At 59.3% G+C, this 21,747-nt stretch carries 28 protein-coding genes and 1 other RNA gene; 14 read left to right on the forward strand and 15 right to left on the reverse strand.

The genetic code is table 11. From position 1 onward, the window contains the following. Positions 1-154: 154 nt before the first annotated feature. Genes BOA8489_RS05295 through BOA8489_RS05305 form a run of 3 tightly spaced genes read left to right on the forward strand, consistent with a single transcriptional unit; the run spans position 155 to position 2,777 of the window. Positions 155-1,156, forward strand: a complete 1,002-nt coding sequence (locus tag BOA8489_RS05295) for an ABC transporter substrate-binding protein (RefSeq protein ID WP_093973060.1) — start codon at positions 155-157, stop codon at positions 1,154-1,156. A 59-nt stretch (positions 1,157-1,215) separates the two neighbouring features. Continuing rightward, the gene (locus BOA8489_RS05300; protein WP_093972926.1) at positions 1,216-2,019 is read left to right on the forward strand and encodes an ABC transporter ATP-binding protein; all 804 of its coding nucleotides are present in this window, start codon (positions 1,216-1,218) and stop codon (positions 2,017-2,019) included. Beyond that, positions 2,019-2,777, forward strand: coding sequence for an ABC transporter permease (locus BOA8489_RS05305; protein WP_093972927.1), 759 nt, complete (start codon positions 2,019-2,021; stop codon positions 2,775-2,777). The genes BOA8489_RS05300 and BOA8489_RS05305 overlap by 1 nt, the downstream gene beginning before the upstream one ends. On the opposite strand, the gene BOA8489_RS05310 is transcribed toward BOA8489_RS05305, so the two are convergent. Both BOA8489_RS05310 and BOA8489_RS05315 read right to left on the reverse strand, forming a co-directional pair. Then, positions 2,765-3,757, reverse strand: a complete 993-nt coding sequence (locus tag BOA8489_RS05310; RefSeq protein WP_093972928.1) for an AraC family transcriptional regulator — start codon at positions 3,755-3,757, stop codon at positions 2,765-2,767. The two genes, BOA8489_RS05305 and BOA8489_RS05310, sit on opposite strands and share 13 nt — an antisense overlap. Continuing rightward, positions 3,754-4,578 carry an oxidoreductase gene (locus BOA8489_RS05315; protein ID WP_093972929.1) on the reverse strand — a complete coding sequence of 275 codons (825 nt, stop codon included), beginning with the start codon at positions 4,576-4,578 and terminating at the stop codon, positions 3,754-3,756. Before BOA8489_RS05315 ends, BOA8489_RS05310 begins: the two co-directional genes overlap by 4 nt. A 154-nt stretch (positions 4,579-4,732) precedes the next feature. On the opposite strand from BOA8489_RS05315, the gene ffs reads away from it, so the two are divergent. Both ffs and rsgA read left to right on the forward strand, forming a co-directional pair. Next, positions 4,733-4,830, forward strand: an RNA gene (gene ffs, locus BOA8489_RS05320) — signal recognition particle sRNA small type. 138 nt (positions 4,831-4,968) lie between these two features. After that, positions 4,969-5,991, forward strand: a complete 1,023-nt coding sequence (gene rsgA / locus BOA8489_RS05325; protein ID WP_093972930.1) for a ribosome small subunit-dependent GTPase A — start codon at positions 4,969-4,971, stop codon at positions 5,989-5,991. On the opposite strand, the gene BOA8489_RS05330 is transcribed toward rsgA, so the two are convergent. Both BOA8489_RS05330 and BOA8489_RS05335 read right to left on the reverse strand, forming a co-directional pair. Continuing rightward, positions 5,988-6,308, reverse strand: a complete 321-nt coding sequence (locus BOA8489_RS05330; RefSeq protein WP_093972931.1) for a hypothetical protein — start codon at positions 6,306-6,308, stop codon at positions 5,988-5,990. The genes rsgA and BOA8489_RS05330 overlap by 4 nt on opposite strands. Beyond that, entirely contained in the window at positions 6,305-6,814 is a 510-nt protein-coding gene (locus BOA8489_RS05335) for a protein-tyrosine phosphatase family protein (RefSeq protein WP_093972932.1), read from the reverse strand. The genes BOA8489_RS05330 and BOA8489_RS05335 overlap by 4 nt, the downstream gene beginning before the upstream one ends. Positions 6,815-6,992: 178 nt before the next feature. On the opposite strand from BOA8489_RS05335, the gene BOA8489_RS05340 reads away from it, so the two are divergent. From BOA8489_RS05340 to recR, 4 genes are all read left to right on the forward strand, one after another. After that, entirely contained in the window at positions 6,993-7,229 is a 237-nt protein-coding gene (locus BOA8489_RS05340; RefSeq protein ID WP_093972933.1) for an HP1242/YdcH family protein, read from the forward strand. Positions 7,230-7,302: 73 nt separating this feature from the next. Then, positions 7,303-9,075 carry a DNA polymerase III subunit gamma/tau gene (locus BOA8489_RS05345; RefSeq protein WP_093972934.1) on the forward strand — a complete coding sequence of 591 codons (1,773 nt, stop codon included), beginning with the start codon at positions 7,303-7,305 and terminating at the stop codon, positions 9,073-9,075. A gap of 9 nt (positions 9,076-9,084) precedes the next feature. Further along, positions 9,085-9,429, forward strand: coding sequence for a YbaB/EbfC family nucleoid-associated protein (locus BOA8489_RS05350; protein ID WP_093972935.1), 345 nt, complete (start codon positions 9,085-9,087; stop codon positions 9,427-9,429). Positions 9,430-9,439: 10 nt separating this feature from the next. After that, on the forward strand, positions 9,440-10,036 hold the full coding sequence (gene recR / locus BOA8489_RS05355; protein WP_093972936.1) for a recombination mediator RecR: 597 nt from the start codon (positions 9,440-9,442) through the stop codon (positions 10,034-10,036). 188 nt (positions 10,037-10,224) lie between these two features. On the opposite strand, the gene BOA8489_RS05360 is transcribed toward recR, so the two are convergent. From BOA8489_RS05360 to BOA8489_RS05375, 4 genes are all read right to left on the reverse strand, one after another. Next, positions 10,225-11,070 carry an EamA family transporter gene (locus BOA8489_RS05360; protein ID WP_093973061.1) on the reverse strand — a complete coding sequence of 282 codons (846 nt, stop codon included), beginning with the start codon at positions 11,068-11,070 and terminating at the stop codon, positions 10,225-10,227. Between the two features lie 60 nt (positions 11,071-11,130). Then, positions 11,131-11,910, reverse strand: coding sequence for a hypothetical protein (locus tag BOA8489_RS05365; RefSeq protein WP_093972937.1), 780 nt, complete (start codon positions 11,908-11,910; stop codon positions 11,131-11,133). Between the two features lie 139 nt (positions 11,911-12,049). Then, positions 12,050-12,592 carry a DUF6647 family protein gene (locus BOA8489_RS05370; RefSeq protein WP_093972938.1) on the reverse strand — a complete coding sequence of 181 codons (543 nt, stop codon included), beginning with the start codon at positions 12,590-12,592 and terminating at the stop codon, positions 12,050-12,052. A 148-nt stretch (positions 12,593-12,740) separates the two neighbouring features. Then, entirely contained in the window at positions 12,741-13,490 is a 750-nt protein-coding gene (locus tag BOA8489_RS05375; RefSeq protein WP_093972939.1) for a DUF1013 domain-containing protein, read from the reverse strand. Positions 13,491-13,612: 122 nt separating this feature from the next. Here BOA8489_RS05375 and BOA8489_RS05380 point away from each other — a divergent pair, with 122 nt between their 5' ends. Further along, complete coding sequence (locus BOA8489_RS05380; protein WP_093972940.1) at positions 13,613-14,242, forward strand: ribonuclease T2 family protein; 630 nt, start codon at positions 13,613-13,615, stop codon at positions 14,240-14,242. A gap of 40 nt (positions 14,243-14,282) precedes the next feature. Here BOA8489_RS05380 and BOA8489_RS05385 read toward each other — a convergent pair whose 3' ends face one another. Together BOA8489_RS05385 and BOA8489_RS05390 are read right to left on the reverse strand one after the other, a co-directional pair. After that, positions 14,283-15,275 carry an NAD(P)H-quinone oxidoreductase gene (locus BOA8489_RS05385; protein WP_093972941.1) on the reverse strand — a complete coding sequence of 331 codons (993 nt, stop codon included), beginning with the start codon at positions 15,273-15,275 and terminating at the stop codon, positions 14,283-14,285. A 15-nt stretch (positions 15,276-15,290) separates the two neighbouring features. Further along, positions 15,291-15,977: a COQ9 family protein gene (locus BOA8489_RS05390; RefSeq protein WP_093972942.1), complete on the reverse strand. Its 687-nt coding sequence runs from the start codon at positions 15,975-15,977 to the stop codon at positions 15,291-15,293. A gap of 111 nt (positions 15,978-16,088) precedes the next feature. Between BOA8489_RS05390 and rpsU the strand changes: the two genes are divergently transcribed. Then, entirely contained in the window at positions 16,089-16,295 is a 207-nt protein-coding gene (gene rpsU, locus BOA8489_RS05395) for a 30S ribosomal protein S21 (protein WP_036556662.1), read from the forward strand. Positions 16,296-16,389: 94 nt separating this feature from the next. On the opposite strand, the gene BOA8489_RS05400 is transcribed toward rpsU, so the two are convergent. Then, a complete protein-coding gene (locus BOA8489_RS05400) occupies positions 16,390-16,812 on the reverse strand; it encodes a hypothetical protein (protein ID WP_141138243.1) in 423 nt (140 codons plus the stop codon). Positions 16,813-17,006: 194 nt separating this feature from the next. Here BOA8489_RS05400 and BOA8489_RS05405 point away from each other — a divergent pair, with 194 nt between their 5' ends. Further along, complete coding sequence (locus BOA8489_RS05405) at positions 17,007-17,423, forward strand: OsmC family protein (protein WP_093973062.1); 417 nt, start codon at positions 17,007-17,009, stop codon at positions 17,421-17,423. 2 nt (positions 17,424-17,425) lie between these two features. Here BOA8489_RS05405 and BOA8489_RS05410 read toward each other — a convergent pair whose 3' ends face one another. Beyond that, the gene (locus BOA8489_RS05410) at positions 17,426-18,100 is read right to left on the reverse strand and encodes a cyclic nucleotide-binding domain-containing protein (RefSeq protein WP_093972944.1); all 675 of its coding nucleotides are present in this window, start codon (positions 18,098-18,100) and stop codon (positions 17,426-17,428) included. A gap of 9 nt (positions 18,101-18,109) precedes the next feature. Then, positions 18,110-18,568 (reverse strand): Lrp/AsnC family transcriptional regulator, encoded by a 459-nt coding sequence (locus BOA8489_RS05415; RefSeq protein ID WP_093973063.1) that lies wholly within the window; start codon positions 18,566-18,568, stop codon positions 18,110-18,112. 135 nt (positions 18,569-18,703) lie between these two features. Here BOA8489_RS05415 and ald point away from each other — a divergent pair, with 135 nt between their 5' ends. Beyond that, on the forward strand, positions 18,704-19,822 hold the full coding sequence (ald, locus tag BOA8489_RS05420; RefSeq protein WP_093972945.1) for an alanine dehydrogenase: 1,119 nt from the start codon (positions 18,704-18,706) through the stop codon (positions 19,820-19,822). Between the two features lie 69 nt (positions 19,823-19,891). On the opposite strand, the gene mscL is transcribed toward ald, so the two are convergent. Continuing rightward, positions 19,892-20,329 (reverse strand): large conductance mechanosensitive channel protein MscL, encoded by a 438-nt coding sequence (gene mscL / locus BOA8489_RS05425; RefSeq protein ID WP_093972946.1) that lies wholly within the window; start codon positions 20,327-20,329, stop codon positions 19,892-19,894. A gap of 159 nt (positions 20,330-20,488) precedes the next feature. On the opposite strand from mscL, the gene BOA8489_RS05430 reads away from it, so the two are divergent. Continuing rightward, positions 20,489-21,196, forward strand: a complete 708-nt coding sequence (locus BOA8489_RS05430; RefSeq protein WP_093972947.1) for a glutathione S-transferase family protein — start codon at positions 20,489-20,491, stop codon at positions 21,194-21,196. A 21-nt stretch (positions 21,197-21,217) separates the two neighbouring features. Here BOA8489_RS05430 and BOA8489_RS05435 read toward each other — a convergent pair whose 3' ends face one another. Beyond that, positions 21,218-21,664 carry a YtoQ family protein gene (locus BOA8489_RS05435; protein ID WP_093973064.1) on the reverse strand — a complete coding sequence of 149 codons (447 nt, stop codon included), beginning with the start codon at positions 21,662-21,664 and terminating at the stop codon, positions 21,218-21,220. Positions 21,665-21,747: the final 83 nt, after the last annotated feature.

Genomic DNA, 21,747 nt, shown 5'->3' on the forward strand with positions numbered 1-21,747 from the left:
ATTATCAGGGCAGTTGCTTCGTCATTGCTAAAAAAACTGGCAATGCTAGGTGTAGTGTTGGACAGCGCCGCAAAGGGGGCTGGCCTTCGCCACTGGCGAAAGAGACAAGGTGTTCGGTTTCAGGAAACACCATCAAACAAGGAGGATGCTGCCCATGTTCACCCGCGCCATTCTGGCCAGTGCAGGCATTCTTGCCGCAACGCTGGCCTCCGCTCAGGAAAATGTGCCTTTTGCACTCGATTGGAAATTTGAAGGCCCCGCCGCGCCATACTTTGCCGCGATCGACAACGGCCACTTCGCCGATGCCGGACTCGCCGTGGAAGTGGCCGCCGGTCAAGGCTCGCTGGATGCGATCCCGAAGGTCGCGACCGGCGCTTTTCCGGTTGGATTTGCCGATATTAACAGCCTTATCAAGTTCCTCGACCAGAACCCTGGTGCGCCCGTCATCGCGGTGATGATGGTCTACGACAAACCGCCTTTCGCAATCGTTGGCCGCAAGAGCCTTGGCATTGAAGTGCCCAAGGACCTGGAAGGCAAAGTGCTTGGCGCGCCGCCACCGGACGGTGCCTGGGCGCAGTTTCCGGCGTTTGCCACGGCGAACGATCTGGACGTGTCAGCGATTACGATCGAACCGGTCGGCTTTCCGACCCGCGAGCCGATGCTGGCGCAAGGCGAAGTTGACGCCGTCACCGGATTTTCGTTCTCTTCCTATCTGAACCTTGTGCGTCTCGGCGTGCCGGAGGACGACATTTCGACGATCCTGATGGCCGACTACGGGCTGGAGCTTTACGGCAATGCGATCATCGCGAACACCGATTGGGCAACCGCAAACCCCGACACGCTGAAGGCGTTTCTGGCGGCTGTCGCCGACGGTTGGGTCGATGCAATCGCTGATCCGGAAGGGGCCGTGGCCTCGCTGATCGAGCGTAACCCGGCAGCAGATGCGGCTTTGGAAACACGCCGACTTCAGCTTGCGATCGAGGCCAATGTGGCGACAGATGCGGTCATGGCAAGCGGCATGGGGCTTGTCGATCCGACACGCATGGCGCGGGCTTTGGAACAGTTGGCCGAAACCTATGAGTTTCAGACTCCGCCCGATGCAAGCCTGTATTTCACGGACGCTTATCTGCCCGGTGGCGGTTTCGCCCTGAAATAAACAGCACACGGCGCGGCCTTGGCGGGCCGCGCCGCACCACCTTTGCCGGGACGACCTTCATGACAACTGACGCGCTGATCGACATCAAGGGCGTGACCCACGCCTACCAGACGGCGGACGGTCCGTTGCCGGTGCTGAACAATCTGAACGTTTCGGTCAAAGAGGGCGGTTTCGCTGCGGTCGTCGGCCCGTCAGGGTGCGGAAAGTCAACGTTGACGCGGCTTATCGCCGGCCTGATGAAGCCCGATACGGGCGAGGTCTGGCTGCATGGCGAGCGCGTGAAGAGCCCGCGTTCGACGGTTGGTATGGCGTTCCAGAACCCGGTGCTGCTGGAATGGCGATCAATCCTGAAGAACGTGATGTTGCCGCTTGAAATCGTGCCGACCAAGCTGACGAACACTCAAAAAGAGGACCGCGCGCGCGAGTTACTTTCGCTGGTCGGTCTGGAAGGGTTCGAGGACAAACGCCCTTCGGAACTGTCGGGCGGGATGCGCCAGCGGGCGTCCTTGTGCCGCTCGCTTGTGCACAAGCCCGAGGTGCTGATTTTGGACGAGCCCTTCGGCGCGCTTGACGCTTTCACGCGCGAAGACCTGTGGCAAACCATGCATGCCTTGCGCGCCGAAGAACCATTCACTGGCGTATTGATTACACACGATCTGCGCGAGTCGATTTTCCTGGCCGATCAGGTGCTTGTGCTGTCTGGTCGCCCCGCGACGACGCAATATGTCATGGATATCCCCACCGATGCGCCGCGCACGCTGGATGACCTTTACACACCTGAAGCTGCCGAGCGTCTGAACATCTTGCGTCACCAGATCGAGATCGCCCAAGGGCGCGCGACAGATGAAGGGGAGGCCGCGTGATGGTCCGCAAGCTTGCCGTTCCGATCATCGCAATCCTGATCTTTCTTGGCGTGTGGGAGGCCCTCGTCTGGGTCAACGACTGGCCGAATTACGTCATGGCATCGCCGTCGGACCTGCCGGAGGCCTACTCGAAGTTCTGGAACCTGTTTCTGGTCATGGGCTGGCAGACCTTATGGAGAACAGTCGTCGGTTTGCTGCTGGCGATTGTCTTTGGCGTTGCGCTTGGCATGGTTATGGGCTTTTCGCGCACGATGCGGGACGCGCTTTACCCGCTTCTGGTTGGGTTCAACGCAATCCCGAAAGCGACCGTGGTGCCGATTGTCGCGCTGTTATTCGTTGGCGCGCACGACATGAATACGGTGCTGATCGCCTTTATGATCTCGTTCTTCCCGATTGCCGTTTCGGTGTCGATCGGACTGTCGACCCTCGAGCCTGAATACCGCGACATCCTGCGATCGCTCGGGGCCAGTCAGGCGACGATCTTTTGGAAGATTGCCCTGCCCAAGACCCTGCCCGAATTCTTTGGTGCGTTGAAAGTCGCGGTCACGCTGGCCTTCATCGGCACGAACCTGATGGAGATCGTCAGCCCGCACGGTCGTGGTCTTGGCGCACTGTTCGACAGCGGCAAGACGAACGCAGACTATCCGCTGATGTTCGCAGTGCTGATCGCCTTGGCGTTCCTCGGGATCGTCCTTTATTACGTGGTCGTCGCGCTGGAGAAAATCTTCGCCGGCTGGGCAGAACGTCAGCCGACCTGACGCAGCGCCTTGCGCGTGGCTTCGGGGCTTTTGCCGGTCCACGTGGTAAAAGCCCGGATGAACGAGTTGGGGTCCTCGAATCCGAGAAGATAGGCGATTTCGGCATTGGAGTGATTGGCTTTGAGCAAGTAATCTTGCGCCAGCCTTTCACGTAGTTTCGCCAGTTCGGCTTGAAAACTCGTCCCCTGATGGGTCAGTTTGCGTTGCAATCCACGCGTGCTGACTCCGAGCTTTTTCGCGATCTTCCCAATCTCCGCCTGCCCCGCCGGCATGGCTTCCATCAGGGCTGCACGAACACGGTCGGCCATTGACGCATCGCGTTCAAGCGTATCCAGCCGGGTTTGCAGGGCGGGTTCGAACATCGAGAACATCGCAGGATTGGCGGACAGGAATGGGCGCTCGGCATCGGCAGGACTGAAGACGACGCGATTAAACGGCCCTTCACGCAGACGGCACCTGAAGTAGTCCCCATAGGCCGGGTGGGTCGGCGGATGAACCATTTCAACCGCAATGGGGCGGATGTCATGGCGCGTAGCGGTGCGGGCGAAGTGGACGAGAAAGACAAGCTCGGTCGCGACATAATCGTCAGGAAGCCGGACCCCGCCTTCTGCATCGATCGTCAATTCCAGCCCGCCGCGTGTGTTGTGCGTCTCAAGGATCAGGGGACCAACCAGTGGTTTGAAACGTTGAAGACGTTCGGTGGCGACCACCATGTTCGGGCTGCATGAGGCGGCAAAAAGAGGCGGGCTGAACACATCGGGGTAAATTGCACGCCCCAGATCAAGGCCGGGTGTTTCACTTTTCATTTCCTGGCAAATTACAGTCCATAGTCGCAGGAATTCTTCGTGCTCAAGCGTGGGGCGTTCCCGCCGAAACAGGTCCTCGGGAAGGTCTGCGTGACGCAGAATATCGGCTGGCCGCACGCCAAGCCGGTCGGCCAGCGCCGCCCAACCAATGTCGAGAACGAAAGGACGGGTCACCGCACAGCTCTGAGGATCAGGGCGTCATACCAGCGTGTCGGCAAGACGCGGTGAAGGACCATCAGTGGCCGCGCAGATTCACCGACGACATAGCGCGTTTTCGGCCTGTCGGCGCGGATGACGCGAACCACTGTATCAGACACCAACGATACCGGCGAGCCGGTGCCGCGTTGATAGGCCTTGTGCGTTGCGTTGTTCGAATTCGCGATCATCTGACCATAGGGTCCGTTGTCGTCGCCGTCGAAGTTCTGCGCCAGACCGTCTATGAACCCCGTCTTGATGATCCCCGGCTGCAGGATGACTACGTCGATCCCGAACGAAGCCACCTCAAGACGCAGACAATCCGACCATGCCTCGACCGCATGTTTCGTTGCATGATACCATGCACCAAGCGGCGTATAGATTTGCCCGCCCATGGACGAAACGTTGAGGATCAGGCCCTTGCCTTGCTCACGCATCGCAGGAACCAGAAGCTGCGTGAGGCGCGCAAGCCCAAACAGATTGACCTCGAACTGATAGCGCGCGGCATCAATGGGCGTCTCCTCGACAGGTCCGTATTTGCCGAAGCCAGCGTTATTGATCAGAACGTCCACGCCGCCGTGCCCCGCCTTGATCTTGTCCACCGCGGCCAGAATGTCGGCTTCTTTGCTGATATCCATCGCCAGAACAATTGCGCCGGCCTCTGCAAGATCGGCCATCTTGTCGACGGAACGCGCCGCGGCGTAGACCGTCATGCCTTCCTTCAAAAGCCTCAAGACGTAGTCTTTTCCCATGCCCGACGACGCGCCGGTGACGAGGACAGTTTGATATTTGCGTGCCATGTTGCGGCCTCCAATGTGCGTTCTGGAGCAGATGTATTGCGCCAAACACGCCACGTCACTCGCAGATCACGCCATAAAAGTAGCATATCGCGCCAAATCGGTCGAATTTGTCACCGCACTTGCGAATCCCGGTTTGCGCGACTAAGTCGGACCTTGAGAGGTTGGCGCGGGCAGGCGCCTCGCCAACCCGGTCAGATCCGGAAGGAAGCAGCCGCAACGAGCCCCGCTTGGGTCGTGTTCAGCCTCTCACCCAACACAAGCGATCGGAGGATTCATGGATACCCAATTCTGCCTCCGGGCCCAGGGCGTTTAAGTTCTGAGACGGCCCGACGATGGACTGGCGCGTCTGTACGGCGTGCGGATTTCTATTGCTTGCAAGGGCCCCTTCTAATGACAAATTACACACTTGCTGACCTCGGCTGGTCGGCTTTCTTTTCCCGTCAGGACGTCCCGGACGGAACCTACCCCATGCGCATCTCATCGGTGCACCGCGACCGGGTCGAGGCGATTTCACCGGACGGACAGCACTCGCTGATTACGGCTCAGTCCAGCGGACAACTTGCGCCGGGCGACTGGGTTCTGGCGGCGGACGGTCAGGTCGTCGAAGTTCTTGAGCGCAAAACCCTTCTGAAACGCGGCGGTGCCGGAAACGACGCCCGTCCGCAGCTTTTGGCGGCCAATGTCGAAACCCTTGGGATCGTATCGTCCTGCAATGCCGATTTCAATCTGGCCCGCCTTGAACGTTATCTGGTGATCGCGGCGGATGCGGGCTGTCTGCCGCTGGTCATTCTGACCAAAGCCGACATGGACAGTGATCCGCATCGCTTTGAAAAAGAGGCGCACCGGTTGTCGCCATTGCTGACTGCCATCGCGATCGACGCAACCGACCCCGAGGACGTCAAGCGGCTGAATGCCTGGTGCCGGAATGGCGAAACACTGGCTTTGGTCGGCTCGTCCGGAGTTGGCAAGACAACGTTGCGCAACGCTTTGACCGGGGACGAGGCCGCGACACAGGGTATTCGCGAGGACGACGCGAAGGGGCGGCACACGACCACATCTCGCGCCTTGGTGCGCACCAAGGCGGGCGGCTGGATCATCGATACGCCGGGAATGCGATCACTGGCTTTGACGGATGTTTCGGACGGGATCGCGGCGGTTTTCGAAGACATCGAGGATTTGGCGGAAGGCTGTCGGTTCTCGGATTGCGCGCATGAAACCGAACCGGGATGCGCTATCACGGCGGCGTTGAAGTCGGGCGTACTGGACGAGGACCGCGTCAGACGGTGGCGCAAGCTGAAAGCCGAGGAAACGCATAATTCCGAAACGCTGGCCCAGACGCGGGCACGCGAGAAGGGTTTCGGGAAGATGGTCAAAGGCGCGATGGCAAGGAAGCGGTCCGAGCGGGATCACTAACCAGAAGCGCGCGCCCAGACGATGATGCCGGTGATTATAGCGATGTGCAGGATGGCGACCATGATCGGTACGACCGACATGCGGCGGACGGCGGTCCCTTTGGACCAGCGGCGCCCAACAGAAAAGACCGCGATCGAGATCATGCCCGCGATCCCCTGCCAGCCGAGATAGCCGGTCACGCGGTTCATGCCACGCACAAATCCATCGCCTTGCGGCAGCGTGCTTGCGAAGGTGAAAAACGCGTAACCAAAAGCGATCAGCCATGCCGCGATCAGGACGGTCAAAAGCAACCTTTGGCCATCAGATGGACCGCTCATATCTCGCGACCTTTGCGCTGGGTCATCGGCACGGCGGCCCAGGCGCGTTGCTCCGCAGCCTCGACGGCGCAGGGCCGTGCATCGCGCAGACGCGCCAGTGCGGAGTCGGCGTCCTCGCCCGCTTCGACCATCATACGCATCAGAGCCATGCCCGAGCGACCGCATCCACCATAGCAATGGGCAAGAACCTTGCCGCCCGCATCCAGTTCGGCATGGGCAAGCTCCGAGGCTTCGGGCCATAGGGCGTTGGTCGTGTCATCAGGCGCGCCAAAGTCGGCAATCGGAAGGTAGCGCCATTTGACCCCGGCCGCAGCAAGGTCCGCGCCGAAATCCTCGGCGCCGACTCGGATCATCTCGCGCTTGGTTGTCATCGTCAGAACAAGCGTCGGACCCCAACGCAGCAGCTTGGCCAGATCCACAAGATAATCCGCAGTGCGCCCCGGAATGGGCGCGATCCCAATCCAGCCGTTGCGCAACCGCAGTTCACTGACAGACCAGTCAGGCAAAGGTGAACTCCGACCGCCTGCGCGGATTGTGTGGAAAGAACGTCACTTGAAGTAGCCTCCGTGATGCAAGGCCGGTATGGGCCAAAGCGACACGCGCTGGCAAGAGTTGACCCGTGTCAAAGCGCGGTGAGTCCGGACTGGTTAATGTCGGACAAAGCACAATAAGGAGACGCCAGACATGTCACACACACCACACGAACTTGCCGAAGAATTTCCCGCGCACATCGCCAAAATGAGCGAGCTGAAACAGTCGGATGCACATTTCGCGACACTGTTCGACAGCTATCACGAAGTGAACCGTACCATTCACCGCGCCGAAACGAATGTGGAGCCGATGGAAACATTGGCCGAAACAGAACTTCGCAAGCAACGGGCGCATCTTAAGGATCAGATTTGGGGCTATCTCTCGTCGTGATTCGCGGCAAGTTGGTGGACGCCTCGGGCGCGCCGGTTTAACCTCGCCCGGTGCGAATCCAACCGGGGCATTCATGAGCGACACCACCAGCAGCGGCTATCAGGTTCTGGCCCGGAAATACCGGCCTGAAACCTTTGCTGACCTCGTCGGTCAGGACGCGATGGTGCGCACCCTGAAGAACGCGTTTGCGGCGGACAGGATCGCGCAGGCCTTTATCATGACGGGCATCCGCGGCACCGGGAAAACCACCACCGCGCGGATCATCGCCAAGGGCATGAACTGCGTTGGTCCCGATGGAACCGGGGGGCCGACGACGGATCCCTGCGGGGTCTGCGACCAGTGCGTTTCCATCGCGCAAGGGCGTCATGTGGACGTTCTGGAAATGGATGCCGCCAGCCGGACAGGCGTGGGAGATATCCGCGAAATCATTGATTCCGTTGCATATCGTGCGGCCTCGGCGCGCTACAAGATCTATATCATCGACGAGGTCCACATGCTGTCGACCAGCGCGTTCAACGCGCTGCTGAAGACGCTTGAGGAACCGCCTGCGCACGTGAAATTCATCTTTGCGACGACGGAAATCCGCAAGGTTCCGGTGACGGTTCTGTCGCGCTGTCAGCGGTTTGATCTGCGCCGGATCGAACCTGAAGTGATGATCGCCTTGCTGCGCAAGATCGCGACGCTGGAAGGTGCCGAAATCACCGATGACGCGCTGGCTCTGATCACGCGGGCGGCGGAAGGTTCGGCGCGGGATGCGCAGTCGTTGCTGGATCAGGCAATCAGCCATGGCGCCGGTGAAACGACTGCCGAGCAAGTGCGTGCGATGCTTGGACTTGCGGATCGCGGACGGGTTCTGGACCTGTTCGATCTGGTCATGTCCGGCGACGCGGCGGGCGCCTTGACCGAACTCTCGTCGCAATATGCAGACGGCGCAGACCCGATGGCCGTGCTGCGCGATCTGGCAGAAATCACCCATTGGATCAGCGTCATTCGCATCACGCCCGAGGCGGCCGACGACCCGACGGTCGGCCCTGATGAGCGGTCACGCGGGCGCGAAATGGCGGACCGTTTGTCGATGCCGGTGCTGGCACGCATGTGGCAAATGTCATTGAAATCATTGGAAGAAGTATCCGCCTCCCCAAACGCTATGATGGCCGCCGAGATGGCGATCATCCGTATGACGCATGTGGCGGAACTGCCGACGCCGGGCGATCTGGTGGCCAAGTTGAAAGACACGCCCGTCCCCCCTGCCCCAACCGGCGGCGGCGGCGGCGGCGGCGGCGGTGTTTCGGCCGGAGCCTCGCAAGGTGCAAGCGCTGTGGCTGACCGCGCTGCGTCGATGTCGTCCGGCGGGGGCGTTTCGTCGTCCGGCGCGCAGGCGGCTTTGGCGGTAGCTCCCGAAAGCGCTCTGGCGCGGTTTCCGACGTTTCAGAACGTCGTCGATCTGGTGCGCACGAACCGCGATGTGAAACTGCTTGTCGAAATCGAAGGAGGCGTGCGGCTGGTCAGTTATCGTCCCGGACGGATTGAATTCGAACCGGCCCCGAACGCTGCCGGCGATCTTGCGCAACGATTGGGAAGCCGCTTGCAGGCTTGGACGGGCGTGCGTTGGGCCGTAACAGTAGTGAGGAAGGGCGGCGCGCCGACGATTGTGGAAACGCGTGACGCGAAACGGGAGGCATTGGCCGCAGAGGCCCGTGAGAACCCGTTGGTGAACGCGGTGTTTGCGGCATTTCCCAAGGCAAAACTTGGGGTTATCAAGACACCGGAGGAAATATCGAGCGAGGTCGCGCATGAGGCGTTGGCCGAAGTCGAGGACGAATGGGATCCGTTTGAGGACGAATAGGAGTAAGCGATGCTAAAGGGTTTGGGCGGTCTGGCCGACATGGGCAAGATGATGAAAGCCGCACAGGACATGCAGACGAAAATGGCGGAAATGCAGGAAGAACTGAACCGCATGACCGTTGTAGGCGAAAGTGGTGCAGGATTGGTTAAGGCAACGGCCACGGCAAAGGGCGAGTTGACGGCGCTGGAAATCGACCCGTCGATCTTCAACCCAAACGAGAAAGAAGTCGTGGAAGATCTGATACTTGCAGCGATCAAGGACGCGCAGTCGAAGGCGTCCGAGAAAAGCGCCGCAGAGATGCAGAAAATGACGGAAGGCCTCGGATTGCCTGCCGACATGAAGCTGCCGTTCTAGGGACGGGGCTCTGTCGGACGCACCGAAAGAACTGGAAGCGCTGATCGACATGATGGCGCGATTGCCGGGCCTTGGGCCCCGGTCTGCCCGTCGTGCCGTGCTTTTTTTGATTAAAAAGCGAAGCATCTTATTGGGTCCATTGGCAGATGCGATGCGCCAAGTGGCTGATACCGCTCGGGAATGTCTGAATTGCGGAAATATCGGGACAACCGATATCTGCGAGATTTGCCGCAGCGAAAAGCGTGGCAATGGTGAGTTGTGCGTGGTCGAAGATGTGGCCGATCTTTGGGCGATGGAACGCTCGGGCGTGTTCAAGGGCCGATATCATGTGCTGGGCGGAACGCTAAGTGCCCTGGACGCCGTAGGGCCGGACGAACTGCGGATTCCAAAACTGGTCGACCGGGTGAAATCCGAGGAAATTCAGGAAGTTATCCTTGCGCTGAACGCAACCGTGGACGGGCAGACGACGGCGCATTACATCGCCGAACAACTTGAAGGCGGGGTGCGCGTGACGTCGCTGGCGCAGGGAGTGCCCATTGGAGGCGAGCTTGATTATCTGGACGACGGGACGATCTCGGCAGCACTTCGCGCGCGGAAATCTGTTTAAAATTGTAGGCTCATAGCCGCGCCTTCATGACTTGTGCGTGTTTGCAGAGCGAACAGCGGTTAATGCACTGATTTCGAACAAAATGATAGGTCGGTATGACGTCGGTTCTACGTCGGTATCACGTCGGTGCGACCGTTCGGTGTCTTGGCGGGCTTTTAACCTTTTCTGAACACCGATCTGCGACATCTTCAGCGTGCATATCGCAGCAGCAGCGCCCCGATCAGGGTCATGGCTGTTGAAAAGACCTTGAGCAGGTCGAGGCGTTCTTTGAGGAAGAACACGCCGATCAGAAGGGCGAAAACGATACTGGTTTCGCGCAACGCGGTGACCAGGGCGATGGGCGCTTGGGTGAAGGCCCATGTGACAAGGGCGTAGGCGATGAAGGACGCGCCCCCGCCGACAAGAAGGATGAAAATCCCCTTCTTCGGGATGGCCTTCAGGGTTTCCGGGTGCCTGATGGCAAGAAACAGGGCCATTAGCAGGCCATTGGCGATGGCAAGCCATGCAAAAAAGCCGACCGAGGACCCGGAGACGCGTGCGCCCTGCCCGTCAACGATCGAATAGGAGGCGATGAATAGCCCGGTGATAAGCGCGAAGGTCGCGGCTTTCGGATTGCGCAGGCCGTCGCTGCGACGAACCAAGGCGAGGCTGATAATGCCCGTGCCGATGATCGCGATGGCGAGGAGTTCGAGGTTTTCAAGGTGGACGCCAAGAACAACAACGGAAAAGAGCGCCACCATCAGCGGCGCGGATCCGCGGGCCAGTGGGTAAACCTGCGTCAGGTCTCCGTTCTGGTAAGCGAGTAGTAGAAACATCTGATAACCGAAGTGCAAGGCAATGCCGCAGATCAGATAAGGCAGGCTTTCAAGCGCGGGGGCTGGCACGAAGCCCAGCGCAAGGATCGCGAGTGGCACGTGACCGATGACGACGGCACCCATGCTGAGGGTTTTATCGGCGCCGCCTTTGACCAGCGCGTTCCACGCGGCATGAAGCAGGGCCGCGCCAATGACGGCGAAAAAAACGGTGGTGCTCAAAAGTGGTGCCTCAGATCGCATTTGGGCGCGCTGTGGCAACGGTAGTCTGATTTGGTGTCGCTATGGAAGCGAGATCTTGCGGAGGTAAATCGGGATCGAGACAATCGAAATCAACTCCTCCGAACCGTCAAATAGCGCCTCCAGATCAGGGTCACTTGCGGAGAAGTTGACCGTGCCGTTCAATTCGAGACCCATGTTGGTGTTCATCGCAAGACTTGCGAGTTGATCGTATCGATAAATGCGAAAGAACTCGGGATCTTCGGGGGAGAACGGTCGGCTTTCACCCGCCGTCACCCAGCCATAGACGCCAACGTTGAAATCCAGTTCAAACCTGAGTTCGCCACCGCCCGAGGGCAAAATGGTCCATTCCTCGGATTGCACGCGTTCTCCGTTGCCCAAGTCCGAAAACGAGGAAAACCGGTCGATATCGGCGGTCACCGAGGTCTTGTAGGGATCAACAACCGGCGCTTCCTCGTAGACCCGCGTGACAAATCCCCGAACCTCTTGAACGCCCTCGCTGCGACCGTAGCTTAGAAATGCGACGGTCGGCCCCGATGATGGATGACCCGGATTGCCGTCGGCATCAAGGATGAGATGGCGGTCAATCAGAGCAACGATCAGGTTCGAACCAGCAACCGGGCCTTTGCCAAGTGTTATCGGAGTCCATCCTTCGGGCAACATTCCGGCGACCGCGGCATCGTCAACTTTGAACCCAAGCAGCACGCGGCTTTCGACGGTTGAACCAACGCTGACTTCGGACAACGAAGACGTGCCTGTGGCAATCAATGCGGCTGCCAAGGCGATCCCATAGGCGAATTTGCGGTGTGATGTTCTGGACATATTACCCCCTTCTTTCGGGCAGTATTCGCTGCCCCCTCAGCCGTCATTTTATCGGCGCGCGGTCGGGTTGAATTGGTTTAGATCAATTGTGGCCGTTTAGCCCGCTGGAGCCAGATCGCGAGGGTGTGGTCTTTGGCGTTCAGTCGTCAGCGTCAGTTGGGCAAAGCGAGATCATGTATATGAAATCCCAGTCAAAATCAGGCACGATCCCGTGTTCCGCGAGCCAAAGCGACTGAAGCGCATAAGCCTCCCACTCGGGGGCGCCAAGGCAGGGCCATTTGCGATTGTCCAGTTGCACGGCATGAATCACTTCGTGAAGCAGAACCGACAGGTCATAGGGGTCATCAGCAGCCCAAGGCCGTACCAGATTGATGCGCCGTCTCGAGAGATCGTACGCCGCAGCCAGCAGTTCATCGACCAAAAGCCCGTCGGTTTCGTAGTCGACGACATCGCCGACTTCGCAGAAAACGATCTCGGGTGGATCATGGTAAACCGAGCTGAGATCGTAGTCCGTCTTCAGTGCGATCCATCCGATCAATGTGTCCAGATCGTTGCGAGTGACGACCGACTGTGCCTGCTGTGCGGGGGAGCTGCATTCCAATTCAGATTGCTCGGCCGCGGCCACACCGGTGGCGAGCAAGAGGACCAAGACACACCCCAGAACCGGACCGCCGAAACGCATAGCGACACCTTCCTTTCCACTGCTTCATTTGGCGCGGAGCGCAGGCGCGATGTCAACTGCGGTCGAGTCCGGGCGTCTGGCACAAAAAAAGCCCCCGGTCGAAATGGACCGAGGGCCAATTGGCAGCCGAGGGAACTTGGTAACGTCCTTACGACTTTTCGTCTTCGTCGTCGTCGTCATTATCGGGCAGATTGAAGAGCGTGTCCGCGTCGAACTTGTCCTCTTCTTTCTCATCGTCGTCATTATCCGAAAGCGTGAATGTTTCAAGTCCGGAAATGGCTGTCGGCATTTTTGGCTCGTCCGGCATCCCAAGGGATTGCTCGGTCGAGACCAGCTTGCGACGCTCGTCATCAGACATGACGCCGCCTTCCTTGGCCTTTTTCTCGTTGGCTTTTTGCACCGCCGCATCCAGTTCGGACTGCTTGGTCAGACCAAGCGCCACCGGGTCGACGGGCTGAATGTTCGAGATATTCCAGTGCGTACGCTCGCGGATCGACTGGATCGTCGGCTTGGTCGTACCGACCAGTTTCGAGATCTGACCGTCGCTGAGTTCGGGGTGGAATTTCACCAGCCAGAGAATCGCCGCGGGGCGGTCCTGACGCTTGGACAGTGGTGTATAGCGTGGGCCACGGCGCTTTTCTTCGCCAACGGCGGCGGCGTTGAATTTCAGCTTCAGCGCGTGAAGCGGGTCTTTCTCGGCCTTGTCGATTTCTTCCTGCGTCAACTGGTTGTTCGCGATGGGGTCAAAGCCCTTCACGCCCTGTGCGACGTCGCCATCGGCGATGCCCTGCACCTCCAACTCGTGCAGACCGCAGAAATCAGCGACCTGCTTGAAGGTAAGCGTCGTGTTGTCTACCAGCCAGACGGCGGTTGCTTTGGCCATGATCGGTTTGTTCATGTGTTCGTCTCCTGCCACATCTTTCCCACGCGGTGAAACCGGGCGGTCCGGCTGGACCAAGTCGTCGATTTCGGGGAAGCTGGCGGGGATATAGTCTCGATTTGCCCCGGAGGAAAGAGGAAATGCGCGCGTTTTTGGTGTGGCTGGTATCGGCGGGGTTTGCTTTTGGCGATGGCGAGCGGGCGGGAGACTTTGATTATTATGTCCTCGCGCTGAGTTGGTCGCCGACCTGGTGTGCGCTGGAAGGGGACAAGCGCGGGTCGCCTCAGTGCGCCGATGACGCGGATTTCGGCTGGGTGTTGCATGGGCTTTGGCCGCAGTACGAGCAGGGCTGGCCGAGTTTTTGCAATACCTCCGAACGCAATCCATCGCGTCGCGAGACCGGGGACATGGCCGATATCATGGGATCTGGCGGGTCGGCCTGGCATCAGTGGAACAAGCACGGGCGGTGTTCGGGACTGTCGTCGCGCGCATTCTATGCGCTGGCACGACAGGCCTATGAGCAGGTTGTGCGCCCGGATGTTTTCCGACGGCTTGAGCGGGCAGTGGAATTGCCCGCCTCGGTCATTGAAGCGGCGTTTCTGGAGGATAACCCGGAGTTGCAGGCCGACGGGGTGACAGTGACGTGCAAGGCGGGGCGTATTCAGGAAGTTCGAGTTTGCCTGACGCGGGATTTGGAGCCGCGGGCCTGTTCAGGGTCCGTGGCGCGCGATTGCACGATGCAAGATGCTTTGTTTTCGCCCATCCGCTAGGCGACGTCGCCGCCGAACGCCCGTGTCGCAATCAGGGTTGTCAGGCAGCCGCTTCGCAGACGGTGAGGACGATCTTGCCGATGTGGTCGGCTTCCAGGGCGGTGTGTGCGGCGGCGGCGTCTTCCAGCGGAAAGGCGCGGTCCATGACGGGGGCGATGCGGCCCGCGTCGAGCAGCGGCCAGACCTGCGCGCGCAGTTGTTCGGCGATCGCGGCTTTGGCGGCAACGGATTGGGGGCGCAGGGTTGTGCCGCTGAGCGTCAGGCGGCGCAGCATGATCTCGCCAAAGCCGATCTCCGCCTTGGTGCCACTCTGGAAGGCGATCATCTGCAATCGGCCTTCGGTCTTAAGCGCCTTGATATTGCGTTGGATGTAGTCGCCGCCCACGATGTCGAGGATGAGATCGGCGCGGCCGGCGTCGCGCAGAACCGCGACGAAGTCTTCGGTCTTGTAGTTGATGCCACGTTCCGCGCCGAGTTTTTCGCAAAGCGCCACTTTCTCGTTACTGCCCGAGGTGGCAAAGACCCGTGCGCCGAACCGATCGGCAAGCTGAATCGCCGTTGAGCCGATGCCGCCCGTGCCGCCATGGACGAGCACTGTCTGACCTGCGCGCAGGCCACCGGCCATGAAGACGTTGGACCAGACCGTGAAAAAGGCTTCGGGCAGTGCAGCGGCCTGTTCGAGCGACAGTCCGGTCGGGATGCGCAGGCAGTGAGTTGCGGGGGCCGTCGCGAATTCGGCGTAGCCGCCGCCAGACAGAAGCGCTGTAACCGCGTCTCCCTCGCGCCAACCGGTCGCACCGGGGCCAAGGGCCGCGATGTGACCCGACGCCTCAAGCCCCGGAAGGTCGGAGGCATCGGCCGGAGCACGATAGAGACCTTTACGCTGGTGCACATCCGGGCCGTTCACACCGGCATAGGCGACACGGATCAGGACTTCGCCGACACCCGGTGTCGGGATCGGGCGTTCGCAAGGGGTCAGGACCTCAGGTCCGCCGGGGGTACTGATTTCAATGGCGCGCATGGTGTTGGTCATTTGGACTGCGTTCTTTTAGGTGGGCCGATTCCAGTTGCCGGGCAGGTTGGCGAAACGGGACTTGTCCGGGGCCTTTACGCCCGAAAGGATCTGGTCCTTCAATGACATGAAAGGCTTGGTGATCGGGTTTTTCTTTAGGCTGGCCTTGGCCTTTTCGATCTGCATGACGTTGTCGATACGCCGGTCGATGAAGTCCTTCGTGTCCTTGGCAAGCGGGCTTTCATCGCCTAGCCAGAACAGAACGGTCGAGGCCCAGACACCGGACAGCGTGGCGCGCTTGGTGTACCAGTTCACATCCCTTGAGGTGTCGCCAAGGGTGGTCCAGACGTGATCGGCGGTTTCCCAGATCAGCTTGGTGCCTTCAGCCGCGTTCTGCGGCAGCGCAAAAAGAGCAGACGCACGGCGCACCGCTTCGCGGTCATCCAGCGCCTCGACGCGCAGCTTTAGGGCGGTCGCGACCTTGTCGCGAAAACGCATTTCGCTCATCTCCGAGGCCTCCATCGCGGCCACCATCGCGGCATCCCCGCGCCGGTGATAGGCAATCGCCAGATCCATCGCACCGCGTGGACAGGCGGTTTCGGCCACGGCCTTTTCCATACCAAGGTCAGCGGCGGCGGCGCGAAAGGCGGCAGGAGTCCAGCCGTCAAACGGCACATGGGGCAGAATGGCGTCAAGAAGCTGGTCGCGGATGGTGTCACTCATGTCTCGGTCCCTTTTGGGCTGCTCGTGATAGTGGACAAGTTAGGTCGGCTGTGCTAGAGCGCCACCTCCTGCAATTCTGCAACTTTAACCTAGAAAGGTGGTGACAACCACATGCAGGTCAGTGTTCGTGACAACAATGTCGATCAGGCGCTTCGCGCTCTGAAGAAAAAGCTCCAGCGTGAGGGTGTTTTTCGTGAGATGAAGCTTCGGCAACATTTCGAAAAGCCCTCCGAGAAAAAAGCGCGCGAGAAGGCTGAAGCCATCCGCCGTGCCCGCAAGCTCGCTCGTAAAAAAGCGCAGCGCGAGGGAATGCTCTAAGCTCGGGGCTTAAAGCACTGGGTTGCCTTTCGGGGTGACCAACGACGACCCCCGCAGCCTGGCTTCGGGGGTTTGTTGTTTCTTGGGCCTGCGATCAGAAAAGGTGGTTGCGCATCCCGACAAGCAGAACGCCAAGGAAGATGATCGTCGCCAGACATGGTGTCGCCAGCCAGATGTTGAGCGAACGCTCCGTTTTCGTGTCGATATACGCCAGACAGGCAAAGACAATGACCGTGATGCACGACGGCAGGCTCAATACGAAAACAAGACCATTGAAATCATTCGATTGTTCAAACACGAAGATTTCGATACCCGTCCAGAAAGCCGCGATCGGACCGATAACACCCAAAGCGCCTACCCCGGCAGCGGTCAGACCGAAGGGCCAGGCGATACCAAAGGCCGCGGAGATCCCGGCACCGTCTATGAGGTAAGTCACGAGTAGCGCCACAAAACTGGCGATCCCGCTTGCGACGGTAATGACCGCCCAGATGGACAAGAGACTTCTGTGAGTTCTCATCGTGCGTCCTTTGCTTCGACAACGTAGCGGCTGTGCAAGAGGTGGTTTCGCTCGGGATAACAGGGCAGGCGCAGGGACGAAACGCGCGCCAAAATCCACTGGCGCTTTTGTGCGTTTCTGAGATGCGGATCCAGTTGCTCTGGTCGCTGTCGAACAATAGTGTCGCGGGACCGATAATTCCAAGGACAATCCCAATGAAATCCACCGTCACATGGACCGGCAACCGGTCGTTTGAGGGCAAGACCGAAGATGGTACTGCCGTCTCGTTTGGCCGAAGCACCGAGACCTCGCCCAAGCCGGGACCAAGTGCGATGGAGTTGATCCTGATCGGGACTGGCGGGTGCTCAATTTACGACGTCATTTCGATTCTCGAAAAGGGGCGTCAGGATTTCGACGATGTGCGGGTAGAGATGAGTGCGGATCGCGCAGATGAGGTTCCGGCGGTCTTCACGCGTATTCATATGCATTTCGTGGTGACGGGGCGGGACATCAAACCCGCTCTGGTGGAACGGGCGGTTACCCTTTCGGCCGAAAAATATTGCTCGGCGACAAAGATGCTGCAAGCCAGCGTCGAGATTACCCACGACTTTGAGATCGTCGACGCAGACTGACGTCAGGTTTCAGCAGCCAGCGGCATGGATGCGGCCACCTTTGCCAGAAGGTCGCGATTGAACTGCGCGGCCATGGCGATGCGCAGGGCCGGAGAGCGCCGTTTCAGGCGCGCCAGCACCTCGTGGTCCCAGACCACATAGCGCGCGTCTTTTCCAAGCTCGACTGTGGCGGTCGCCGGTGAGCCCTGAAGGTAGGCGACTTCCCCGATGAATGTCTTGTCCGCAATCACAACTTCGGTATCGCGCTTGGTGATATGGATCGGGCCGTCGGACACGAAGTAGAGCTTGGTGAGCACTTCGCCCTTGGTGGCCAGACGAAGTTTGTCAGTGACGATGCCGCTGGTGCCATGTTTCATCAAGCGCCGAAACTGGCCGGGGTTGAGCATATCGAACGAGCGATAAAGCTCGGCCGTTTCCCGTGTCATCGCAAATGTCGTTCGCTCGGCGATCACAACGAAGATCATCACAAGATTGACGACAGCAAGAATGCCATTCGTTATGAACGCGTCCCACAGCGGCTCTCCAACGACGAAGAAATAGTAGACGAGGTAAAGCGCACTTGCGGCCAGCATGAAAAGCCGCAGCCACAATTCATCTCGGGCCAGAAAACCACACACACCCAAGGCAAGTGCCAAGTAGACAAGCGTCCCGATGCCAAGTCCAAACTGAGCTTCCATTGTTATTCCTTAGACGGGGAGAGCTGTTGTCTGGCGCACGGTACGAAGCGCAAAAGACGAGTGCATCTGCGCGACCCCCGGCAGACGGGCGAGGTAGCGGCGGTGGATGCGCGCGAAGTCTTCGGTATCTCGTGCGATGACTTTCAGCAGGTAATCCGCCGTCCCGGCCATGAGGTGACATTCCAGAACGTCGGGGATCAGCCGAACTTCGCGCTCGAAGGCGTCGAGGACTTCGTCGGCCTGACCAGACAGGGTAATTTCTACGAAAACAACCGTGGGGCGGCCAAGTTTGCGAGGGTCGAGAAGCGCCACATAGTCGCGGATGATGCCGGCGTCTTCCAGCCGTTGCACGCGGCGGTGACAGGCGGAGGCCGAGAGGTGGACCTCTTCTGACAGGTCGGCGTTGGAGATGCGCCCCTTTCGCTGAAGCACCGTAAGTATTCGGGCATCTGTCGCGTCGAGTTCCATCATGGCGCACGATTCCATCGCTGAATTCTTGTATCTTCGAATACTTTGCCGATTTTAGCGCAAACAACCAGAGAAATCGGCGCGTTCTTTCCATGAAATCTGGGCATATGGGCGGTGTCGAGGAGGAATCACATCATGAAAATCGGTTGCCCGAAAGAAATAAAACCCCAGGAATTTCGCGTCGGAATGACGCCTTCGACGGCTGGTGAGGCCGTGGGACATGGTCACACCGTCGTGGTGCAGACCGGTGGCGGCGCGGGCGCGGGCTTTACGGACGACGACTATCGCGCGGTCGGTGCCGAAATCGCGGACACTGCGGAAGAAGTCTTTGCCACCGCCGACATGATCGTCAAGGTGAAGGAACCTCAGCCGGTCGAGCGCGCGATGCTGCGCGAGGGCCAAGTGCTGTTCACCTACCTCCACCTGGCACCCGATCCAGAGCAGACGCATGACCTGATCGCCAGCGGCGCGACCTGCATCGCTTACGAAACCGTGACGGACGAGCGCGGCGGCCTGCCCTTGTTGGCGCCCATGTCGGAAGTTGCGGGCCGCCTTGCACCACAGGTTGGTGCATGGACGCTGCAAAAGGCGAACGGTGGTCGCGGCGTTCTGATGGGCGGCGTGCCCGGTGTCGGACCTGCGAATGTCGTGGTTATCGGCGGCGGCGTCGTCGGCACTCATGCAGCCAAGATCGCAGCAGGCATGGGCGCGGATGTCACGGTTCTGGATCGCTCGTTGCCCCGGCTTCGCTATCTCGATGATGTTTTCGGCACCACGTTCAAGAACCGCTATGCCAGCGCGGCCGCTACCGCCGAATTGGTCGCGACTGCGGACATGGTCATCGGCGCGGTGCTGATCCCCGGCGCTGCGGCACCGAAGCTGGTAAGCCGCGCCGATCTGTCGACAATGAAGTCGGGCGCGGCAATCGTCGATGTGGCGATCGACCAGGGCGGTTGCTTTGAGACATCCAAAGCCACGACGCATCAGGACCCGATCTATGAGGTCGACGGCATCATGCACTATTGCGTGGCGAACATGCCGGGCGCGGTCGCACGGACATCCACTATTGCTCTGACGAATGCGACGATGCCGTACATGCTGGCGCTGGCCGACAAGGGCTGGAAGAAAGCCTGCGAGGACGACGTGCACCTGCTGGACGGATTGAACGTACACGCGGGCAAACTGACGTATTACGCGGTGGGAAAAGCTCTTGGGATTGACGTGATGTCGCCGCAGCTTGCATTGAAAATCTAGGCTTCGGCGCCTCGGACTGTCACGAAAAAGGGCCTGCAATTGCAGGCCCTTTTGCCATCTATGAAAAGATCAGGACTGCGCTTTCAGCGCGTCGCGGATCTCCATCAAAAGCTCTTCCTGCGTCGGGCCTTTTGGCGCTTCGGCGACTGGAGCTTCTTCTTTTTTCATGGCTGCATCTTTGACGCGGTTGACCATCTTGACCAGCATGAAGACCACCCATGCGATGATCAGGAAGTTGACGATCGCCATGATGAATGAGCCGTAGGCAAACACCGATGCGCCGGTTTCCCGCGCCGCTTCCAGGCTTGCGCCGTCCGCCACATCACCCGACAGAACGGCATAATTGTTCGTGAAATCGACGCCACCAGTAAACAATCCGATGATCGGATTGATAAGATCGCCCACAAGCGACGACACGATGGCCGTGAACGCCGCGCCGATGATGATGCCGACGGCCATGTCCATGACATTGCCCTTGGCGATGAAGTCTCTGAATTCGTTGATCATTTTGTCACTCCCTAGTCCCCGTTGTTATGAATGAGCACATTGCACGCACCATAAGTGCACACGCCCTAGCACGATTTTGCACAGTTAGCAGCGGTTAATAAACGACGCGCAGCACCTACGTAACGTCCAAGCGAAATTCAAAGATCAAAGGAACGGATTATGAATATCCAGACCCCCATCAGCGCACATCCAATTTCCGCGCGCTGGCCTGCCGCGCGCCCGGACGTCATGCAACTTTACAGCTCACCCACTCCGAACGGCGTCAAGGTATCGATTGCTCTGGAAGAACTCGGGCTGGACTACGAGCCGCATCTTGTCACTCTTGCCCCGTCCGACGTGAAAAGCGCCGCGTTCACCGCGCTGAACCCGAACGGCAGAATTCCTGCGTTGATCGATCCGAACGGGCCGGCAGGGCAAACGGTCGAACTGTTCGAAAGCGGCGCAATTCTGATTTATCTTGCGGAAAAGACCGGAAAACTGATGCCCGAGGGCGCGGCGAAATACGACGTTTTGAAATGGCTGATGTTCCAGATGGGAGGGATCGGGCCGATGTTCGGACAACTTGGCTATTTCGTGAAATTCGCCGGTAAGGACATCGAGGATCCACGCCCGCGAGAACGATATCTGGCCGAATCCAAGCGACTTCTGGCCGTGCTCGAGGCGCATCTGGAAGGCCGTGACTGGGTCGCGGGCACATATTCAATCGCCGACATTGCCATAGCACCTTGGCTTCGCGGGCTTGAGGGGTATGGGACGAAGGACATGCTTGGCTGGGACGAACTGACCCATGTTCCAGCCTATCTTGACCGTTTTCTGGCCCGGCCAGCGGTTCAGCGCGGGCTGAAGATACCGGCCGTTAAAGGTTAACGGCCGGGCTGTTGCCGGGCGTTACGGAAGTTTGCCCGACAGCACATAATTCAGGATCTCAACCACCTGCCGCGGTTCCTCTGCCACAGCGAGGGCCGCGGCATGGACTTCTTTCAAGGGATGCTGGTGGTCGGGCTGGCTTAGAACGATAAGCGATTTGCCCAGAGCCGCAGCCATGCCAGCGTCGAACGCGGCGTTCCACTGTTTGTATTTTTCGCCAAACCGGACAACGACAATGTCAGCGTTTTCAATACCATGGCGAGTCCGTATGGCATTTACCTTGGCGCTTTTGTGGTCATGCCAGAACTTGTTCGGCTCGTCGCCAAGGATTGCGACACCGCAATCATCCGAAGCCGCGTGATTTGTCACAGGCGAGGAAAACGCGACGTCCAGATCTTTGGAACCCTCTATGATCTGCTCGCGCCAATCCGTGTGGATTTCACCCGACAGGTATACTTTCATTGTCATGCTTATCTCCTTGTTGACGCTCTTTAGCGTGCCGGGAGCAGAAGGTAAAATTTGATTTTCAGCTTGCATCTGCGACCTTGGGG

This window comes from Boseongicola aestuarii, assembly GCF_900184815.1.
Lineage (GTDB): Bacteria > Pseudomonadota > Alphaproteobacteria > Rhodobacterales > Rhodobacteraceae > Boseongicola > Boseongicola aestuarii.

Excerpts from the sequence above, each read along its gene's own strand:
- BOA8489_RS05315 (WP_093972929.1), bottom strand. The coding sequence starts at position 4,578 with ATGGCACGCAAATATCAAACTGTCCTCGTCACCGGCGCGTCGTCGGGC.
- rsgA (WP_093972930.1), top strand. The coding sequence starts at position 4,969 with ATGACAAATTACACACTTGCTGACCTCGGCTGGTCGGCTTTCTTTTCC.
- BOA8489_RS05430 (WP_093972947.1), top strand. The coding sequence starts at position 20,489 with ATGAATATCCAGACCCCCATCAGCGCACATCCAATTTCCGCGCGCTGG.
- BOA8489_RS05305 (WP_093972927.1), top strand. The coding sequence starts at position 2,019 with ATGGTCCGCAAGCTTGCCGTTCCGATCATCGCAATCCTGATCTTTCTT.
- BOA8489_RS05415 (WP_093973063.1), bottom strand. The coding sequence starts at position 18,568 with ATGGAACTCGACGCGACAGATGCCCGAATACTTACGGTGCTTCAGCGA.
- BOA8489_RS05385 (WP_093972941.1), bottom strand. The coding sequence starts at position 15,275 with ATGACCAACACCATGCGCGCCATTGAAATCAGTACCCCCGGCGGACCT.
- BOA8489_RS05370 (WP_093972938.1), bottom strand. The coding sequence starts at position 12,592 with ATGCGTTTCGGCGGTCCGGTTCTGGGGTGTGTCTTGGTCCTCTTGCTC.
- BOA8489_RS05330 (WP_093972931.1), bottom strand. The coding sequence starts at position 6,308 with ATGAGCGGTCCATCTGATGGCCAAAGGTTGCTTTTGACCGTCCTGATC.
- BOA8489_RS05410 (WP_093972944.1), bottom strand. The coding sequence starts at position 18,100 with ATGGAAGCTCAGTTTGGACTTGGCATCGGGACGCTTGTCTACTTGGCA.
- BOA8489_RS05300 (WP_093972926.1), top strand. The coding sequence starts at position 1,216 with ATGACAACTGACGCGCTGATCGACATCAAGGGCGTGACCCACGCCTAC.
- BOA8489_RS05435 (WP_093973064.1), bottom strand. The coding sequence starts at position 21,664 with ATGACAATGAAAGTATACCTGTCGGGTGAAATCCACACGGATTGGCGC.
- BOA8489_RS05405 (WP_093973062.1), top strand. The coding sequence starts at position 17,007 with ATGAAATCCACCGTCACATGGACCGGCAACCGGTCGTTTGAGGGCAAG.
- BOA8489_RS05345 (WP_093972934.1), top strand. The coding sequence starts at position 7,303 with ATGAGCGACACCACCAGCAGCGGCTATCAGGTTCTGGCCCGGAAATAC.
- BOA8489_RS05350 (WP_093972935.1), top strand. The coding sequence starts at position 9,085 with ATGCTAAAGGGTTTGGGCGGTCTGGCCGACATGGGCAAGATGATGAAA.
- BOA8489_RS05365 (WP_093972937.1), bottom strand. The coding sequence starts at position 11,910 with ATGTCCAGAACATCACACCGCAAATTCGCCTATGGGATCGCCTTGGCA.
- rpsU (WP_036556662.1), top strand. The coding sequence starts at position 16,089 with ATGCAGGTCAGTGTTCGTGACAACAATGTCGATCAGGCGCTTCGCGCT.
- mscL (WP_093972946.1), bottom strand. The coding sequence starts at position 20,329 with ATGATCAACGAATTCAGAGACTTCATCGCCAAGGGCAATGTCATGGAC.
- BOA8489_RS05400 (WP_141138243.1), bottom strand. The coding sequence starts at position 16,812 with ATGAGAACTCACAGAAGTCTCTTGTCCATCTGGGCGGTCATTACCGTC.
- BOA8489_RS05390 (WP_093972942.1), bottom strand. The coding sequence starts at position 15,977 with ATGAGTGACACCATCCGCGACCAGCTTCTTGACGCCATTCTGCCCCAT.
- BOA8489_RS05295 (WP_093973060.1), top strand. The coding sequence starts at position 155 with ATGTTCACCCGCGCCATTCTGGCCAGTGCAGGCATTCTTGCCGCAACG.
- BOA8489_RS05375 (WP_093972939.1), bottom strand. The coding sequence starts at position 13,490 with ATGAACAAACCGATCATGGCCAAAGCAACCGCCGTCTGGCTGGTAGAC.
- BOA8489_RS05340 (WP_093972933.1), top strand. The coding sequence starts at position 6,993 with ATGTCACACACACCACACGAACTTGCCGAAGAATTTCCCGCGCACATC.
- ald (WP_093972945.1), top strand. The coding sequence starts at position 18,704 with ATGAAAATCGGTTGCCCGAAAGAAATAAAACCCCAGGAATTTCGCGTC.
- BOA8489_RS05380 (WP_093972940.1), top strand. The coding sequence starts at position 13,613 with ATGCGCGCGTTTTTGGTGTGGCTGGTATCGGCGGGGTTTGCTTTTGGC.